This window comes from Brevundimonas sp. UBA7664 (assembly GCF_002483305.1).
GTDB lineage: Bacteria > Pseudomonadota > Alphaproteobacteria > Caulobacterales > Caulobacteraceae > Brevundimonas.
In genome coordinates this window covers 15,898-33,772 of sequence record NZ_DLHQ01000024.1, presented here as the reverse complement: position 1 = coordinate 33,772, position 17,875 = coordinate 15,898, and the positions used below count along the sequence as shown (strand labels likewise).

Here is a 17,875-nt window from a genome sequence, read left to right as displayed (position 1 = left end):
GCCGACCGATCAAGCGGCAATGGGCATGTCCTCTGCGATGATGTTGTCATTGTCGCCCAACCCGACTTTCTCGCGATCTTCCGAGCGCATGGCTCCAAGGCGATCCTCGGCCATTCGGCAATAGTCAGCCGACTGTTCGATCCCGACGAAACGTCGCCCTTCCATCAGCGCGGCCAAGCCGGTTGAGCCAGAGCCGCAGAAGGGGTCGCAGACCGTCGTTGAATACGTCGCCGCGATAAGCATGCGCGGCAGTTCAACGGGAAACGGGGCGGGGTGTGGATTGCCGCGATCCGGCAAAACCTTGATGACGTCCTTCAGGCCGTGCCCCTTGCGGAAGCGGAACTTGGGCTTGGCGAACACATAGATCACTTCGTGCGACGGCGTGGCAAAGGCGCGATTGAAGTTCATGCCCGAGCCGCGATCCCAGACGATGATCTGGCGCAGCGGCAGATCGGGATTCAGGTCGTGGGGCGTCCGCACTACACCGTTCTGAACGCGGTTTTTGTGTTGGTAGAAGATCGCGCCGTCCTCGGGGATCAGACGCCAGCATTCCAGCAGAAACGCCTTCTGCCATGCGACGTAATCGTCATAGGCCATCGCGTCGTCGTGCCCGTCGTAGCCCTCGCGCAGCTTGGCGGTCTTCCACTTGCCCTTGCGGGTCGGAAAGCCTCCCTGCCCTTCACCGAGATTGTAGGGCGGGCTGGTCACGATGATGTCCACCGAGCCGTCGGCCATCTTCTTCATCTCGGTCAGGCAATCGCCGTGAATGACGTTGATCGCAAGGGGATCACGAGGAGGAGCTTGCATTGCGATGTCGTCCTTTGCGGGCGACATCAGCCCGGCATCCTCAACAGCGGCGGGCGGCGTCGAATTCGCATCAGGCGACAGGCTCTGCTCGACAGCTTCGATGCGTTGCTTTGCGATCTGGAAGAACTTGGGATCGCGCTCGATGCCGATGAACTTGCGGCCAGCGGCCACCGCCGCGCAGCCGGTCGTTCCGCTCCCCATCGTGTTGTCCAGCACGACATCACCGGGATTGGAGTAGGTGCGGACGATCCAGTCGAACAGTTCGACAGGCTTCTGGGTGGGATGAACCGGCTTGAAGACAGACGGGAAACGCAGGACCGAGCGAGGGTAGTTGGTGTGCGTTTGACGGCGTTGGGAATCTGAACGGTAGGGATGGGTCTGATAGAGGGCCGATCCCACCCCACCATTGCGGCTGACGCGAGGTTCAGCGAGTTCGACCAGTCCCTGCGGATTGTAGGTCATGGGGCTGGAAGCGCGATTTCCAATGCCGCCCTTCGAGAACACAAGGACGTCCTCGTGCTCCATCAGAACCTGCGACTTCGCGTGGATGAAGCGGGTGGCGCGGGTCTTCTCCCAGACCAAAGAATATTTGTAGAGGTCGGGTGCGGCCATCATCAGCTTGGCGGAAAACAGCCCAGCCGAAGTCAGCACGATGGTTCCGGTTGGCTTCAGAATGCGGCGATATTCGGCCCAGAGAGCTTCCATCGGGATGATCTCATCCCACAGCGCCCGCGTGCAGCCATACGGGAGGTCCGCGCCAATCAGGTCTATCGACTGGTCCGCGATGTCAGCCATGCGTGCGAGCGTTTCGCCCAGCAACAGGCGAGCGGCATCATCTTCAAGTCCGAGACGCTCCTCGATGATCGGCCAGTAGGTCGCCTCGCGCTCGATCATCACCGTCGAACGACCATGGGCCATTGCCGCCGCACCGGTCGTTCCAGAGCCGCCGAACGGGTCCAGCACCAGATCGCCGGGGTTCGAGCAGGCCAGCACGATGCGCTCGATCATGGCTTGCGGGAACGGGCACGGGTGCGAGGTGCGCTCCTTCGACGTGCCGTGGACCTGCGTGAAATCCCAGATGTCGGCGGGGTTAGCTCCGGCCGGGTTGTTGCGCTTGTCGGCCGCAATCGAGGGACGGCGCACATCGTCAAGATTGAAAGTCGGCGCGATGTTCTTCGGACGACCACGGCAGCCTTTCACCACGCCCGGCTTCACCAAATAGACCCAGCGCTCGGAGCGCGTGGAAAAGCGATGGATGGTGTTCTGCTGGGCACGACGGTCCCAGACGATTTCCTGAACGAAGGTCAGGCCCGTGCCAGCGATCAGGGGGAACAGGTAGTAAGTTAGAGGCACGCGGCTGTTCGGTCCCGCCTTGTGCATGCCGACGTTGATCCACATCGCGCCGCCCGGCTTCAGGACGCAGGCAGCGGCCGTGATCCATTTACGCGAGAACTCGATGTAGTCCTCGATGGTGGCGAAGGTGTCGCCATAGGGCATGCCGATGTTCAGGTAAGGCGGCGACGTGATCACCAGATCGACCGACTCGGCCGTCATCGCTCCCATGGTGACGATGCATTCGCCCTTCAGGAGGCGAGCGGACGGCGCGGACGGCGGCGGGGTGAGCGTGGGCAGGTTGTCGTTGGCGGCCGGAGCCTTCTGAACTTCGGTGACATTCTGGCGGCGGATGACCATGTGTTTCGTTCTCCTCATCGTTTGTCGATGGGGGCGTTATGATCAAGGCGAGGATAGCGGACCAGCGAACGAAAATGATGTAAATCAAAGGCTTTACAGATCAGCTTCCAAGTTCTCACATCGGCGCAGATGTTCTCACATCACGCGAGTTCGGTAAGGGAATAGAAGGCTTGAAATGGGACGGTAAACTCATGCTCGACCACGCTCCCGTCTACCGCTCAATCACAAAGTCTGCGCTCGCGGCGCTCCTCGGCATCCCCGAGGACGATTTATGGACACGAGCAAAGGCGGCCGACGAAATTGGTGTCAGTCAGGGACACTTGGCTAACCTCGCGAACCGTCACGAGAACGAGGGAAGTCGCGGTCCTGCCTACTTCCGATCAACCACCAGCCCGACTGCTGGCACAGCGTGGTATCCGAAGTCAGAAGTTGACGCTTATGCCCGCCACCGACAGTCGAAGATTATGTCGAGCTATACAGGCCGGGAGGGGCAGCAAGATTGGACTGTTCTGCAAGACGCCGCAGCGCAAGTCCCAGTGCACGTTCTCGTTAGAATGGTCGCGGAGTGGAAGGAGATCGACCTATATCGCCGGGCTGAACGATATGCCGAAGGTAGAAATATAAGCGGTGACGATTTCATCGGCCACCAGCTTGAGCGAGCCAAAATTCTTCCCGCCGAGTCTCCGCTGTCATTTTGCGAGGATGACGTGATGGACCTTTTGAAGGCGAAGGCGACGGAAGCGTGGGGAGCGGCGCACCATCACATTCTGCCAATCATGCTACGCGCGGCGTGGCGTGAAAATATCATTCACGAAGAGAATTGGGGCATTGGCGACTTGGAAACACTACCGATCAGTAAGCCATCTACCTGCTGATCTTCGTTGGAACACGACTTCCAACGGTGTCCGCCCTCTTTGACCGGAGCATGGGTTAATCTGTCAGCCGAAACCGTCGAAGGCATCTGGGGCGGCCCTCGGGAGGGCCTTTCTGAAGGCTTCTGCCTCCGCGTAGGTGCTGACTTCTCCCCATTGGATAATGACCGGGGTTTTTGCCTTTGCCAGCGCCGCTCCGGTCACTTCGTCGGGAAGGTCGAACCAGTCGGTCATGGCGTTATCGCCGACCCACCGAGCACGTTCGTTTTTCGCAATAAACATCCCTCCCGACGCGACTGGCATGATAGAATCGAAGGCATCGTTCAGAAGCGCGTTGGCCTTGGCTCTTGCCGTGTAGAGGTCATCGCCATCCAAGTTCCTGAACGACTGGACCCAATCAAGAGCCTCCACCACGGCATCGCGATGACTCCGATGTCTGGCCAATAGATCAGCCGCCTTAGCTTGAGCGATGGCTTTGTCCACATCGGCCAGTTCGCCCCTCCGCACTCGCAGACGATCTCCGACCGGCTCTCCAGCCTCCATAAGATCAAGAAGATTCTCGATCCGTCTTTGAAGGTCGGAGCGCTTGAGAAGCAGCGGCTCGATGTTGTGCGTGTCCCCGACCGGAGCGTCTTCGAACTTGGCCTTAATCAGGAAGTTTTCCAACCTCTCTTGGATCGGCGGCAAAGGATAGCGGGTCTTGTTTCCGCAGCGATGGCCACGGCTGGAGTTGTAGCAGCGAAAATACCGCACCCGTTCCTTGTTCATGTAATTTCCAAGGATCAGCGTTCCATGACACGCCTCGCATCGACCGAGACCCAAGAGAATGTTTGGAAACGTCTTCCCTCGGCGACCACGCTTCGGGTGCTTGCTCCGCATAGCCAAAATTGCCTGAACTCGCTCGAATAGGTCGCGGTCGATGACCTCGGGATAGTAGCCCTCGATCTCGGATCCGTCCGGGGTCCGGTTGGCTCGCTCTCCAGCAGTCTTGGACCAGAGCGTGGGCGTGTAGGTGCCGACGACGGACGGCGACTTGAGGATCGTCAAAACGTATCCGGCATGGAATCCGGAACTTCCCTCAACGAAAGGTTTGACGGTCGGGTCTTCGTTCAGCCGGTTCGTGATGGTGCTGGAGCCGAAGCCTTCAACGCATTCGCGGAAGATGCGCCGCACGATGTCAGCCCGCTCCGGTATCAGGTCGAAGCGTTTCTTAGTCTCGTTGAAGACTGTCCATGCCGGTCCTCGCTTGGAGAGGATTTCGCCCGTTTCGCGGGCGCGGCGCTTTTTGTCGGCCCATGCCTCGGCGAGGCGACCGCCGCGACGCTTGTTCTCTATGTGACCGGCAGACAGAGAGAGGATTGCTCGCATCAGGTCCATGGCGTCGGCGGTTTCGTCCAGTTCGGTCTCGTCGTTGAGCGTCACGACCCTGATCTTCGCCAGCAGAATGGAGGTCAGAAGATTCATGGCCACTACCTCGGCCTCGCGAGTTAGTCGGTCGAACTGTTCAATAAGAAGGTAGGAGCCGGGCGCGATCTGGCCTTTCTCGATCCGCTTAAGGAAGGAAGCGAGCGCACCCTTAACCCTATGCTCGCCGTGATAGGCCGACACGCCCAAATCGCGGGTGGTCGTGTCCAACACCACGTCAGGATGTTTGGCTGCCCACTCATCGGCCAGCGCTAACTGACGTCGGAGAGAATCGCCTTCCTTCTGAGCGGCCGAACTGAAACGAGTGTAGCTGTAGGCGGTGACCGTCATACCGTCCCATGCTTCAATCTTCGTTATTGCCCCGTCAAGACATGAACTGCCAGTTGATCGGCCCCAGCTTGTCGCCCAGCACCGTCAGTCCCTGGTCGAGGAACCGCCCCACGCTCTCGCCGCCCTCGGCCAGGATCTTGCGGTTGGTGCAGAACCGGCTCGCCTTGACCGCAAAGACGAAGTCGTCGGGCGTCTCGTCACGCCACTTCATCCACGTCTCGGGCTTGAAGCCGGAATAGTAGGTGCCGTTGATCTCGATCGAGTCCAGCTTGCCGGAGGCGTACTCCAGCTCCTTCTTCTGGCTCAGCTTGTCCGGATAGAAGACCCCGCGCCACGGCTCATAGGTCCAGCCGCCGATGCCGACGCGAATGGTTCCGGTCATGATGGGCTCCGCTCCGGTCAGAAGGTCAGGGACGCAGCATAGCCGGGATCGGCCAGCCGGGAATTGACGAACTCGCCCTGCCGTTCGCGCGGCACCGCATAGGCGATGTGCGGCGCCAGCGCGGGCAGAACGTCGGGCGGCGCGTCCATGGCCTCGGGCATTTCGCATTCGGCCACGGCGAAATAGCAAGCTCCGGTCGGGCCCAGCAGCAGGTCGATGTCCCACTGCAGGCCGTGCCGGTCTAACTCCGTCCGACGCCGCTTGTGGATGCGCCGGTTCGTCAGCGGCCACAGGTCGTCGAAGTCGCGGGGCTCGGTCATGGCCGTCTCGATCTCGATCAGCCGACCGGCCGCCGCGATCTTGTAGGTGAAGCTGTCGGAGGCGACCCCGTCCCGCGTCTGCCGCCGGATGCGCGCGTCGCCGGGCAGATAGCCTTGCCGGATCTCGCTCCAGTCCTCCGGCGCCCACAGCGCCCGCACCGCCGCCGGATCGGACAGGACGTATTTGCGCTCGTTTTCGGTCGGCATGGCGCGGTTCTAGCGCGGCGGCGAAGGCGTTGGAAACGCGCCGATCGCGGACTCCGGCCGTCGGCTCACCCGCGGATCAGCATTCGGCAGGCCGCCGCCGCCTGGGCCCGGGCCGCCGCTGGCCCAGTGCAATATGGCGGCGGCGCAAAAGGGGGTCGCGTCAGTCCGCGGTGAACCGGATCGAACTCACGGCCGCCTCGGCGGCCTCCAACCCGTTGCCGAAGCCGCTGGACGAGATCACCACGGACCGGGCGCCGTCGTTGACGACCGCCCACAGGCATTCGCCCGCCGCAGCGTGGAACCCGGTTTCCGGGTCGCTGATTCCGCAGGTTATGATGGCGCGGAGCCCGGACCTGCCGTTCACCTCGAACGGTTCGACCGCGACGGGCTCAAACCGGCCGTAGGTGGTCATCAGCCGGCCTTCGGCATTGCGTTCGAAGCCGGCCTCGGCGGCGGCGACTGTCTCGAGCGGACCCTCATGGACCTGCACCGTCAGAAGGTCGCGCATGAAGGCCTCGGCGGACGGGTCGAACAGGATCACGCAACGCGGCATGTCGCCGTCGCAGGGCCGGGTCTCGAGTCCGGCGGCATGATCGAAGGCCACACCGAAAGCCGCGGCCGACTGCGGGCCGGCCGGCGCCGGTCCGTCCGCGGCGGCGACCGGGGCCGGCTGGCAACCGGTCATTCCCAGCGCGGCCAGCGCCGCCACAGCAGCTGTTAATTTCATCATCGGCCTCCCCGCCTTCGCGGCCGAGCTTCCGCTCACCGGGGGCGGGGATCAAGGCTCAATAGGCGAAGTCCGCGTACATCCGGCTCACATCGCCGCCCCACTCGCCGTGATACAGCGACAACAGCCGGTCCGCCGGGGTGATCCCGCTGTCGGCGATGTCTTCCAGCTCCGACAGATAGCCGCGCTCGTCGACCATGCCGCCCGAGAAGCGGGCGCGGTTCTTCAGCCCCTGCCGGGCGATGTCGACCATGTCCACGGCCACGTCCTGCACCGACCGGCCCGCCACCTCGGCCTTCAGCCCCAGCCGCGTGACGTCGCGACGCAGGCGTTCGTGGTCGGCGATGTCCCAGTCCTTGACCAGGTCCCAGGCCGCGGCCAGCGACGCCCCGTCGTACAGAACCCCGGCCCACAGGGCCTGGAGCGCACAGATCCGGCTCCACGGCCCGCCGTCGGCCCCGCGCATCTCCAGATACGACTTCAGCCGCACCTCGGGGAAAAGCGTGGTCAGGTGGTCGTTCCAGTCCTTCAGCGTCGCCCGCTCGCCGGGCAGTGCCGGCAACCCGTCGGTCATGAAGCTGCGGAACGACTGGCCCGACAGGTCGACATAGGTCTCGCCCCGCTTGGCGAAATACATCGGCACGTCCAGCGCATAGTCGGCGTAGCGCTCGAAGCCGAAGCCGTCCTGGAAGACGAAGTCCAGCATCCCGGTGCGGTCCGGATCGGTATCGGTCCAGACATTGGCCCGCGCGCTCAGGAAGCCGTTCGGTTTTCCCTCGGTGAAGGGCGAACAGGCGAACAGGGCCGTGGCGATCGGCTGCAGGGCCAGCGAGGTGCGGAATTTGGCCACCATGTCGGCCTCGTCCGCGAAGTCCAGGTTCGACTGGATGGTGCAGGTGCGCAGCATCATGTCGAGGCCCAGCGACCCCTTCTTCGGCATATAGGCGCGCATGATCTTGTAGCGGCCCTTGGGCATGACCGGCACGTCCTCGCGCCGCCACATCGGGTCGAAGCCGGCGCCGATGAAGCCGAGGTTCAGCTGGTCCGCGACCTGTTTGACCTCCATCAGGTGCTGGCCGGTCTCGTTGCAGATGTCGTGCACGTCCTTCAGCGGCGCGCCCGACAGCTCGAACTGCCCGCCCGGCTCCAGCGAGATCGAGGCGGTCATCCCCTCGTCGTTCTTGCGCTCGAGCGCGATGACGTAGCCGGCCTCCTCGACGGGGCTCCAGCCGAACCGCTGCAGGCCGGTCAGCATGGCCAGGATGCCGCCTTCGCCCTCATAGGCCGGACGCCGCAGGGTGGTGCGGTCGAAGCCGAATTTCTCGTGCTCGGCGCCGATGCGCCATTGCGCCTTCGGCTTCGCGCCCTTCGACATGGCGCCGATCAGGTCATCCCGGGAAAGCGGCGCGGCGTCGGTCATGCATTCAGCCCTGTTGTCGCGGCTAGATGGGGCGGATCGCGACGTTCCTCAAGGGTCGTCGCGATGGACCATGCCGTGTTTCTTGCGGGCGGTGAATGGCGTCATCACGCTCACAAAGAAGGCGACCGACCAACCCAGCAGAATCGCCCCCGCCACCCCCTCGATGGCGCCCAGCAGTCGCCACTCGGGCACCATCAGCGAGTCGTCATAGCCGATCGAGCCATAGCTGATGCTGGAGAAATAGACCGCCTCGCGCAGGTCGGGCACGGCCCCGATCAGTTTGTAGAGGGCGGCGTACATCCAGATCTCGACGCCATGGATGACGAACAGGCCCAGGACCACGGCGATGGTCAGCAGGGCGTGCCCCCACAACGGGCCCTCGACATAGGATCGCCCGGCCCGGATTTCATAGAATTCGAGCCCCCGGCCGAGGCTGAGCAGGCCGAAGCCGTGAAGACTGACGGCGAGCAGGGCCATGACCGTCGACAGGGCGAGTTCGTTGAACATGGCTCATCCTGCTCCGAACCCGCGGGTCCCGCTAGCGGTCCCAGTCGCCGACGGCCGCCTGCCACAGGGTCAGGGCGGCGATGGCGGCGGTGTCGGCGCGCAGGATCCGCGGCCCCAGGGACACTGCGGTGGTGAAGGGCAGGGCCCTGAGCCGCTCCCGCTCCTCCGGCGAGAACCCGCCCTCGGGCCCGATCATGATGGTCCACGGACCTCCGCCCGCCTCCGCCAGCGCCGCCGCCGCCGGCGCGCCGCCCGTCTCGTCGCAGAACATCAGCCGCCGCCCGGCCTCCCAGCCGTCCAGCAGGTCCGCCAGTTTCACCGGCTCGTCGATCATCGGCACGTCCAGCCGGCCCGTCTGCTCCGCCGCCTCGATGGCGATGGCGTCCAGCCGGTCCATCCGCACATGCTGGACCTGCGTCCGGTGCGTCACCACCAGCCCGACACGCCGCGCGCCCAGTTCGGTGGCTTTCTCGACCGCGAACTCCAGCGCCGACTTCTTCACCACCGCGATCAGCAACTGCACATCCGGCCCCATCGCCTGCGGCCGCACCAGTTCCTCTGCCCGCAGCACCACGCCCTTCTTGAGGATCTCGGCGATGATGCAGCGCCACTCCCCGTCCCGCCCGTTGAACGCCAGCAGACTGTCCCCGAGCTTCAGCCGCATCACCTGGGTGAGGTAACGCGACTGGTCCAGCGTCGGCAGGACGGCCGCGTCGGCGGACAGGGGCGTGGGGACGTGGAGGCGGATCATGGGTCCAGTTCTTAGCTTGTCATCCCGGACGAGCGAAGCGAGATCCGGGACGGCAAGGCCAACACCATCTCCGGCCCGGTCGGCTTGCCGAACCGGGCCTAGGCCTGATTGGCCAGCAGGTCGCCGTACAAGTCCGCCCAGCGCGGATTCAGGTCCTCGACCAAGGCGAATTTCCACGCGCGCAGCCAGCGCTTGATGCGCTTCTCCCGCAAGATGGCCTGATCTACGTACTGATGGGTTTCATACCAGACGAGCCGATCAATCCCCCGCTCACGCGTATAGCCGGGGATCAGACCCTGCTTGTGCTCGCCAACACGACGGATCAGGTCGTTGGTCATGCCGACGTAGAGCCAGCCGCACGGACCGCTGGCGAGTAGATAGACATAGAAGCGCTTGGCCATCCCCGCCTCCCGGATCAACTCTTGCGAGTTGTCCGGGAGTAGTCAAGGTTGTGCGATCAACGTCCCCGATCTCACTACGCTCGTCGGGGATGACAAGACGAACTGGCTGCCGCCTACAGCGTCCGCGCGATCAGCAGCTTCATGATCTCGTTGGTGCCGCCGTAGATCCGCTGCACCCGCGCATCCTTGTACAGCTGGGCGATCGGGTACTCGTTCATATAGCCGTAGCCGCCGTGCAGCTGCAGCATCTCGTCGATGACCTCGCCCTGGATGTCGGTGACCCAGTATTTGGCCATGGAGGCGGTGACGGCGTCGAGCTGACCCTTCAGGTGCAGGCCCAGGCAGTGGTCGACGAACACCTTGGCCACCGTCAGCTTGGTCTTCACCTCGGCCAGTTTGAACTGGGTGTTCTGGAAGTCGATCACCCGTTTCCCGAACGCCTTGCGCTCCTTGACGTAGGCCAGCGTCTCCCGCAGCCCGCGCTCTGACGCCGCCACGCCCTGGACGGCGATGTTCAGCCGCTCCTGGGGCAGCTGCTGCATCAGCTGGATGAAGCCCTGGCCCTCGCCGCCGCCGATGATGTTCTCGCCGGGGACCTTCACATCGTTGAAGAACAGTTCGGAGGTGTCATTCCCCTCCATGCCGATCTTGTGCAGATTCCGGCCGCGCTCGAAGCCCTCGGCCCCATCCGTCTCGACCACGATCAGCGAGGTGCCCTTGGCGCCCTCCGACGGATCGGTCTTGGCCACGACGATGATGAAATTGGCCAGCTGCCCATTGGTGATGAAGGTCTTGGAGCCGTTCACCACATACTGGTTGCCCTGTTTGATGGCGGTGGTCTTGACCCCCTGCAGGTCGGACCCGGCGCCCGGCTCGGTCATGGCGATGGCGCCGACCAGTTCGCCCGACTGCAGCCGCGGCAGCCAGCGCGCCTTCTGCTCGGCCGTGCCGTAATGCCAGATGTAGGGCATGACGATCGCATTGTGCAGCGAGATGCCGAAGTGATCCGCGCCCTTCCAGCCCAGCTGGCGCATCAGCACCACCTCATGCCGGTAGTCGCCACCCATGCCGCCGTCTTCCTCGGGCATCGACAGGCCCAGCAGGCCGGCCTCGCCCGAAGCGTTCCACAACTCACGAGGCACGCTGGAATTGGCCAGCCACGATTGCACCGCCTCGGGCGAGGCATGCTCGTCGATCCATTTGCCGACGCTGTCGGAGAAGAGGACGATCTCCTCTTCCTGCATGAAATCGGGCTCGGGGACGTTCAGGACGTTCATGCTCAGAACGCCTCCGCCGGCATCTGCATCAGCACCTCGGCGCCGGTCTTCATCTTGACCAGATGCGCCGCGGTGTCCGGCAGGATCCGCTCCACGAAATAGCGGCCGGTCATCAGCTTGTTGGCATAGAACGGATCGCTGGTCCCGGCGTCGACCTGGGCCTGCGCCGCCTTCGCCATCTGCGCCCACATATAGGCCAGCGCCGTCAGGCCGAAGATGTGCAGGTAATCGGTGCTCGCCGCCCCGGCGTTGTCCGGGTTCTGCATCCCGTTCTGCATCAGCCACATCGTGCCTTCCTGTAGCTTCTTCTTGGCGTCGGCCAGGCCGTCGACGAAGGGCTTGATCGGGCCCTCGCCGCCGTTCTCGGACACGAAGGCGTCGATGTCGGCGAACCAGCTCATGATCGCCCGACCGCCGTTGGCCGGCAGTTTGCGCCCGACCAGGTCCAGCGCCTGGATGCCGTTGGCGCCCTCATAGATCATGGTGATGCGCGCATCGCGCAGATACTGCGACGCCGCGAAATGCTCGGTGTAGCCGCTGCCGCCGTGGACCTGCATGGCGAGGCTGGCGACGTGGAAGCCCTTGTCGGTCAGATAGGCTTTCAGCACCGGGGTGATCAGACCCATGTAGTCATGGGCCTTCTGCGCCTCGGCCGCGTCGTCCGAATGCTGAAGATCGGCCTGGAGCGCGGTCCACAGGGTGAAGGCCTGGCCGCCTTCGACAAACGCCTTGGCCTCCAGCAGCATCCGCCGCACGTCCGGGTGGACCATGATGGAATCGGCCGGCAGCTCCGGGCTCTTCGGTCCGGTCAGCGAACGGCCCTGCAGGCGATCGTGGGCGAACTCCACGGCGGCCTGATAGGCGGCGGTGCCGATCGACAGGCCCTGCAGGCCGGTGCCGAGGCGGGCCTCGTTCATCATCACGAACATGGCCGCCATGCCCTTGTTCTCGGTGCCCACGAGCCAGCCCTTGGCGTTCTCATAGGCCATGACGCAGGTGGCGTTGCCGTGGATGCCCATCTTGTGCTCGAGGCCGGCGCAGGCCGCGCCGACGTTGCGCTCGCCCAGCGAACCGTCCTCGTTGACGAACACCTTGGGCACGACGAACAGGCTGATGCCCTTGATCCCCGCCGGCGCGCCCTCGATCCGGGCCAGCACCAGGTGGATGATGTTGTCGGTGAAGTCGTGCTCGCCCGACGAGATCCAGATCTTCTGGCCGGTGATGTTGTAGCTGCCGTCGCCGTTCGGGACCGCCTTGGTGCGGATCAGGCCCAGGTCCGTGCCGCACTGCGGCTCGGTCAGGTTCATGGTCCCGCCCCATTCGCCCGAGGCCATCTTGGGCAGGTACATCGCCTTCTGCTCATCCGAGCCGTTGGCGTTCAGGCCCCAGTAGGCGCCCGCCGTCAGGCCCGGATACATCGAGAAGGCGGCGCTGGCGGCGGCGGTCATCTGGCCGAAGGCCATGGCCACCACGGCCGGCATCCCCTGGCCGCCGTGCTCGGGCAGGGCCGACAGGGCGGGCCATCCGGCCTCGACCATGGCCTTGTAGGCTTCCTTCCAGCCGGTCGGGCCGGTCACCTTCCCGTCGACCCATTTGCAGCCTTCCTGATCGCCGACCCGGTTCAGTGGGGCGATGACCTCCTCGGCGAATTTGGCGCCTTCCTCGAGGATCTGGCCGACCAGGTCCGACGAGACGTCGGCGAAGCCGGGCTGGTTGGCGTAACGGTCGATCTCCAGAACTTCGTTCAGGACGAACGTCAGGTCGCGGACAGGCGCCTTGTAGGCCATGGAACTACGCTTTCGCTTTGAAGGGCTGGTGGTAGGGGTCGGGGTTCAGGCGGGACTTCAGAAGGTCCGCATATTCCTCGGCGCCGGGCAGCAGATCGGGGCGGTGCTCGCCCAGTTTCCGCTCCATCACGGCGCAGGCTTCCTCGGCCGTGTCGATGGCGGCGTCGAGGTCCTCGCGCTGCTGTTTCAGCGCCGCGATCTGGGCCCGGTGGCGGCGCAGGGCCACCGCCATCTGATGGGCGTTGTGATCGTCGTGATCGTACAGATCCAGCATCTCCTGGATCTCCAGCAGGGAGAAGCCGATGCGCCGCCCCCGCAGAATCAGCTTCAGCCGCGCCCGGTCTCGCGCGTCATAGACGCGCGTCTGGCCCTTGCGGCCCGGGGTCAGCAGACCCTTGTCCTCATAGAAGCGCAGGGCCCGCGCCGTCGCGCCGAACTCGCGGCACAACTGGCGGATCGAATAGGTGCGATGATCGTCGGCGGTCGCCATGGCCGAAGTCATAACTTGACGTGCACGTAAAGGGAAGCCTTTAGCTCGGCATGGCTCGCAAACACGTCAATCTGGGCGTCGCCCCCGACAAGCGCGATCTGCCGCAAAAGACCTGCGTCGTCTGCGGCCGCCCGTTCTCATGGCGCCGCAAATGGGCGCGGGACTGGGAGGCGGTGAAGATCTGCTCGGATCGCTGCCGGGCGGCGAGCGCCGGATCCTGAAGGCGGGCGCCGGTCAGGAGCCCTCAGATTGTCTCTTTGCAGCGCGGCGCCGAAGGTCTTCTCCCGACCCGTTGCGGACATCTGACTAAGCGGGGCGTCGCCATTGCAAGGGGAGTTCGACCTCCTGCCCAATGTAAGCATCATCGGCCGCAAATCGTTCTGACATGCACAATCCCCACTCTCCAAGCCTGATGTTGGTGGTGCTGCGAACGACGCATCGTTCCAACGCTCCGGCTGCACCAACTCGACAACGGAGACGGGCCGAGCCGTCTGGAATGTCGGTAGCAAGCGGCTGGCAGTGAGCGATTTCCTCAGCCGTGGGAGTGAGTTTCCATCGCGTGGGTGCCGACTGATCCTGAACCGCAGCCGGGGCAAACCCGCATCCGCTGAGTAGAACCACCACAGTCGCGACCCGAACGGGAAACAGTCGACTCATCGCGAGAGGATAGGCACACCGAAGGTCCGCTAACCACCCAACTCAGCCTGTGGCCATGTCAGCTCGCGGGTCGGGGACCCGGGGACCGGCCCGCAAAGTCCAGCCCTCAGCGAACCTCGCGCGCCCGCTTCCACAGCACCGTCGCCGTCATGGCGATCAGCACCAGATTGGTCACCGCCGGGCCGACGTCCATGCCCGTGGCGTGGATGCCCAGCATCACGACTTCCAACGCCAGCAGGCCGCTCGCCGCCATGACCAGCAACGGCCGGCCATGCTTCCACGACGCCAGCGGCGCCAGCACCAGCACGGCGAGGAGGATCTCGGCGACGCCGAGCCCGCGCACCATGTTCGGCGCCACGAGCGCCGGCCAGCGCATCAGCTCGATGAGGTTGCCCATCGGCTCGCTCAGCTTGGCGTAACCGGCGGCGATGAAGAACATCGCGATCCAGCCCTGGAGCGTCCAGAGGGTCAGGTTGCGGTAGCTGGCGTTGAGCCGCGAACGGGCGGGGGAAAGGGTCTGGGTCGTCATCTTGGCTACGCCGGGGAGGGCGCTCTTGTTATTTGCAACAGTCGCGATGTCGGATCGTATGACCCGTTCCGCAAGAGCGCGAAGCGTGAGCGTAACCATCCGTGACCGCTTTCTGCGAGAGCTACGGGGCCGAAGCGTGGCCGTATCTATAATTCGTTGTAATCCACGGCCGGTTTCGATGACCTTAAGGCCGCCGGGAGGCGTGACGGCGCGGGGCGGCATCGGGGCGTGGGTCACGGCGGTTCCTGTCGGAAGACATACGGGCCCTCGGCCGCGCCGGCTTCACCTACCGCCGCCCTCCTGCCAGCCTGCTGTCAGCAGTCCGACAGATCCCATGCGGTCCCGGCGGACCGCAGCCGCCCAACCTTGGATTCCAGCGGCCCCCAGTCGTCGTCGGTCGCGATCGCGGCCCAGATCGCCTCGACCTCGTCGATCAGCATCTCCTCGGGCTCAGCGGCGGCGAACATGGCCGCCTCCAGCCGCTCGGGCCGGTCGGGCGCATGTTCGAACAGGGCGAAGCGGAAGGCGTCGAAGGCCTCGCCCTGATAGAGTTTGCCGCGCCGCCCGCCGAGCGCCCGCGCCGACGACGCGAAGCCGCCGAACCAGTCGAAGAACAGGGGCTCCCAACGCAAAGCCTCCCCGCCCTCGCGCAGCAAGGCCAGGGTCGTGTCCAGCAGCCGCTGGTCCGCCGCCTCTCCAAGACTCGACACCCCCAGCCGCGCCAGGAAGGCGGCCCTCAGCTCGCGGATATAGGCCGGTCCGAACCCGTTCAGCGCCTCGGTCAGCGGTTCGGCGTCGGCGACTGTCTTCAACGCCCCGCCCAGATGCGTCAGCGCCCAGAACACCGCCTCCGGCTGGCGCGCAAAGGCATAGAGGCCGGTCTGGTCGAAATATGCGGCGGTGAAGCCGGGCTCGTAGTGCGGCAGGAACCGCCACGGGCCGTAGTCGAAGCTCTCGCCGGTGACGTTCAGATTGTCGGTGTTCAGCACCCCGTGGACGAAGCCCGCCGCGATCCATCGCGCCGTGAGCCGGGCCGAGGCCTCGACCACCGCGCGCAGGAAGCCGGGCGTGTCTCCCGCAGAGACCGTCGGGTGGTAGAGGGCGCGCGCGTGCTCGACCAGCGCCTCGACCATGTCGTTGCGGCCCAGATAGGCCGCCCGCTGAAAGGTCCCGAAGCGGATATGGCTGTGCGACAGCCGCACCAGCACCGCCGACCGCGTCGGCGATGGTTCGTCACCCCGCTGCAAGGCTTCGCCGGTCTCGATCAGCGACAGGGCGCGGCTGGTCGGGACGCCCGACGCCTCCAGCATTTCGGCCGCCAGCACCTCGCGCACCCCGCCCTTCAGCGTCAGCCGGCCGTCGCCGTCCCGCGACCATGGCGTCCGGCCCGACCCCTTGGTTCCCAGGTCGAGCAGCCGGCCGCCCTTGGCCGCCCTGTCGCTCGCGCCGCGGGCGCTCGCTGCTTGAGGGCGTTCCCGCAGCTGCGCCGCCAGAAACCCCCGGCCGTCCCCCAGATCCGGGTTGTAGGTGCGGAACTGGTGCCCGTGATAGCGCATGGCGATCGGCCCGGGCTGGCCGGGCAGGGGCTCGAACCGGCCGAAATGGGCCAGCCATTCGGCGTCGCTCAGCGTCTCCAGCCCCACCGTCGCTGCCGCCCGGTCGTTGCGGATGCGCAGGACAGTCTGCGGGAAGTCCGCCCCTCTGACGGCGTCGCCATAGTCCTCCCCCAGATCGAAGAAGCGGGGCTCGGAGCGATAGGCGGGAGAGGCGGGCATGACCGGCAGATGCGGCCTGCCGCCGTCCGGCGCAACCTTGGCCCGGTTGAATCCAGGGCCGGCTTGCGTATGTTGCGCCGCAGAGATCAGGCCGGTTCGTCCCGGTCAGGCCGGCGCCCGTTTCCATATGGAGCGAATCCGGTCCGGCGTCCGTCGATAACCTGACGCCACGACAGTCCTTTCCAGATTTCCGGAGACCGCCGTGGCGCGCAAGATCACTCTCGACTTCCTCAAGACCGAGGCCGCCTCGGGCATGGTGCTGGGCCTCGCGGCCGTGGCGGCCCTGATCGTGGCCAATTCGCCCCTGTCGCCGGCCTATTTCGGCTGGCTGAAGAGCGAACACGTCCTGCAGATCGGCCCCCTGGTGCTGGAGCTGTCGATCTCGGAGTGGATCAAGGAAGGCCTGATGGCGATCTTCTTCCTCGTGGTGGGGCTGGAGATCAAATACGAGATCCTCAGGGGCGAGCTCAGCGATCCGCGCAAACTGGCCACGCCCGTGCTCGCCGCCGCCGGCGGCATGATCGCCCCGGCCCTGGTCTATCTGGCCTTCTCCGGGCTGATGAACGGGCCGCACGGCGGCTGGCCCATCCCGCTGGCGACCGATATCGCCTTCGCGCTCGCCGTGTTCGCCGTCGCCGCGCGCAAGCTGCCGTCGTCGCTGCGGGTGTTCCTGCTGACCTTGGCCATCGTGGATGACCTTGGCGCCATCGCCCTGATCGCCGTCCTGTTCTCCGAGGGCGTGCAGTGGGTGCCGCTGGTCTGGGTGGCGGGCCTGCTGGCGGCCGGCGCGGTGTTCGCCAGGATGCGCCGGGTCGCCGCCCCCTTCTGGGTTCTGGGCTTCGGCCTCATCTGGTACCTGACCGTGCTCTCCGGCCTATCCACCTCCCTGACGGCGGTGGCCTTCGCCCTGATCGTGCCGGTCGCCAATCGTACCGACGACCAGCAGAGCCCGCTGAAGGAGGCGATGCACGACCTGCACCCCTATGTCGCCTATCTGGTCCTGCCGCTGTTCGCCTTCGCCAAGGCCGGGGTCTCCTTCGCCGGCCTGTCGCTGGAGCAGGCCTTCGCCCCGCTGGTGCTGGGCATCGCGCTCGGCCTGTTTGTCGGCAAGCAGATCGGCGTCTTCGGCTTCGCCTGGCTGGCCTCGGCCCTCAAACTGGGCCGCCGGCCCACCGGCGCGACCTGGCTGGAGCTGTACGGCGTCAGCCTGCTTTGCGGCGTCGGGTTCACCATGAGCTTGTTTATCGGCGTCCTGGCGTTTCCCGGCCCCATCGACTCGCCCGAACAGGTCGAGGTCAAGTTGGGGGTGCTGGGCGGGTCCTTCCTGTCCGCCATAGCGGGCGCGGCGGTACTTGCCGTGGCCGGCCGGCGGCGCAAGAATTTGGCCGGGGCGTCCGTGGATACTGGCGCCGACTAGTCGAATATTGACCTAGCGTCACTGTTTTTGTCGCTTTTGCATCACAGTCCGGGTTCCCCCGTGGCGGAAATGAGGCGCCGACCCGCCGTTGTCCTTGTCGCT

The 17,875-nt window shown here is 65.1% G+C and carries 16 protein-coding genes and 1 pseudogene; 3 read left to right on the top strand and 14 right to left on the bottom strand.

Translation table 11 applies throughout. From position 1 onward, the window contains the following. Positions 1-9: 9 nt before the first annotated feature. Positions 10-2,499 (bottom strand): DNA-methyltransferase, encoded by a 2,490-nt coding sequence (locus tag B2742_RS04925; protein ID WP_292063652.1) that lies wholly within the window; start codon positions 2,497-2,499, stop codon positions 10-12. Between the two features lie 170 nt (positions 2,500-2,669). On the opposite strand from B2742_RS04925, the gene B2742_RS04920 reads away from it, so the two are divergent. Beyond that, positions 2,670-3,374 carry a hypothetical protein gene (locus tag B2742_RS04920; RefSeq protein ID WP_292063650.1) on the top strand — a complete coding sequence of 235 codons (705 nt, stop codon included), beginning with the start codon at positions 2,670-2,672 and terminating at the stop codon, positions 3,372-3,374. Positions 3,375-3,437: 63 nt separating this feature from the next. Here B2742_RS04920 and B2742_RS04915 read toward each other — a convergent pair whose 3' ends face one another. The 11 genes and pseudogenes from B2742_RS04915 to B2742_RS04865 all read right to left on the bottom strand — a co-directional run bounded on the left by B2742_RS04915 (position 3,438) and on the right by B2742_RS04865 (position 13,395). Beyond that, positions 3,438-5,126, bottom strand: coding sequence for a recombinase family protein (locus B2742_RS04915; protein WP_292063648.1), 1,689 nt, complete (start codon positions 5,124-5,126; stop codon positions 3,438-3,440). 37 nt (positions 5,127-5,163) lie between these two features. Then, a pseudogene (locus tag B2742_RS04910) lies at positions 5,164-5,508 on the bottom strand (DUF72 domain-containing protein); the annotation flags it as partial. A 17-nt stretch (positions 5,509-5,525) separates the two neighbouring features. Beyond that, the gene (locus B2742_RS04905; RefSeq protein ID WP_292063646.1) at positions 5,526-6,035 is read right to left on the bottom strand and encodes a hypothetical protein; all 510 of its coding nucleotides are present in this window, start codon (positions 6,033-6,035) and stop codon (positions 5,526-5,528) included. Positions 6,036-6,195: 160 nt separating this feature from the next. Beyond that, positions 6,196-6,762 (bottom strand): hypothetical protein, encoded by a 567-nt coding sequence (locus B2742_RS04900; RefSeq protein WP_292063644.1) that lies wholly within the window; start codon positions 6,760-6,762, stop codon positions 6,196-6,198. A gap of 58 nt (positions 6,763-6,820) precedes the next feature. Next, positions 6,821-8,182, bottom strand: coding sequence for a glutamate--cysteine ligase (locus tag B2742_RS04895; RefSeq protein ID WP_292063642.1), 1,362 nt, complete (start codon positions 8,180-8,182; stop codon positions 6,821-6,823). 48 nt (positions 8,183-8,230) lie between these two features. Next, entirely contained in the window at positions 8,231-8,689 is a 459-nt protein-coding gene (locus B2742_RS04890) for an ion channel (RefSeq protein WP_292063640.1), read from the bottom strand. A gap of 31 nt (positions 8,690-8,720) precedes the next feature. Then, positions 8,721-9,440, bottom strand: a complete 720-nt coding sequence (locus B2742_RS04885) for a 16S rRNA (uracil(1498)-N(3))-methyltransferase (RefSeq protein WP_292063638.1) — start codon at positions 9,438-9,440, stop codon at positions 8,721-8,723. A 98-nt stretch (positions 9,441-9,538) separates the two neighbouring features. Next, positions 9,539-9,841 (bottom strand): GIY-YIG nuclease family protein, encoded by a 303-nt coding sequence (locus tag B2742_RS04880; protein ID WP_292063636.1) that lies wholly within the window; start codon positions 9,839-9,841, stop codon positions 9,539-9,541. 113 nt (positions 9,842-9,954) lie between these two features. Then, positions 9,955-11,118: an acyl-CoA dehydrogenase family protein gene (locus tag B2742_RS04875; RefSeq protein ID WP_292063635.1), complete on the bottom strand. Its 1,164-nt coding sequence runs from the start codon at positions 11,116-11,118 to the stop codon at positions 9,955-9,957. 2 nt (positions 11,119-11,120) lie between these two features. Beyond that, positions 11,121-12,905 carry an acyl-CoA dehydrogenase C-terminal domain-containing protein gene (locus B2742_RS04870; RefSeq protein ID WP_292063631.1) on the bottom strand — a complete coding sequence of 595 codons (1,785 nt, stop codon included), beginning with the start codon at positions 12,903-12,905 and terminating at the stop codon, positions 11,121-11,123. A gap of 4 nt (positions 12,906-12,909) precedes the next feature. Further along, a complete protein-coding gene (locus B2742_RS04865) occupies positions 12,910-13,395 on the bottom strand; it encodes a MerR family transcriptional regulator (protein WP_292063629.1) in 486 nt (161 codons plus the stop codon). 50 nt (positions 13,396-13,445) lie between these two features. Between B2742_RS04865 and B2742_RS04860 the strand changes: the two genes are divergently transcribed. Further along, the gene (locus B2742_RS04860; protein WP_292063627.1) at positions 13,446-13,616 is read left to right on the top strand and encodes a DUF2256 domain-containing protein; all 171 of its coding nucleotides are present in this window, start codon (positions 13,446-13,448) and stop codon (positions 13,614-13,616) included. A gap of 542 nt (positions 13,617-14,158) precedes the next feature. Here B2742_RS04860 and B2742_RS04855 read toward each other — a convergent pair. After that, the gene (locus tag B2742_RS04855; protein WP_292063625.1) at positions 14,159-14,581 is read right to left on the bottom strand and encodes a DoxX family protein; all 423 of its coding nucleotides are present in this window, start codon (positions 14,579-14,581) and stop codon (positions 14,159-14,161) included. Between the two features lie 314 nt (positions 14,582-14,895). Beyond that, positions 14,896-16,356 (bottom strand): protein adenylyltransferase SelO family protein, encoded by a 1,461-nt coding sequence (locus tag B2742_RS04850; protein WP_292063621.1) that lies wholly within the window; start codon positions 16,354-16,356, stop codon positions 14,896-14,898. A gap of 202 nt (positions 16,357-16,558) precedes the next feature. Between B2742_RS04850 and nhaA the strand changes: the two genes are divergently transcribed. After that, on the top strand, positions 16,559-17,773 hold the full coding sequence (gene nhaA / locus B2742_RS04845) for a Na+/H+ antiporter NhaA (protein ID WP_292063619.1): 1,215 nt from the start codon (positions 16,559-16,561) through the stop codon (positions 17,771-17,773). The last annotated feature ends 102 nt before the right edge of the window (positions 17,774-17,875 follow it).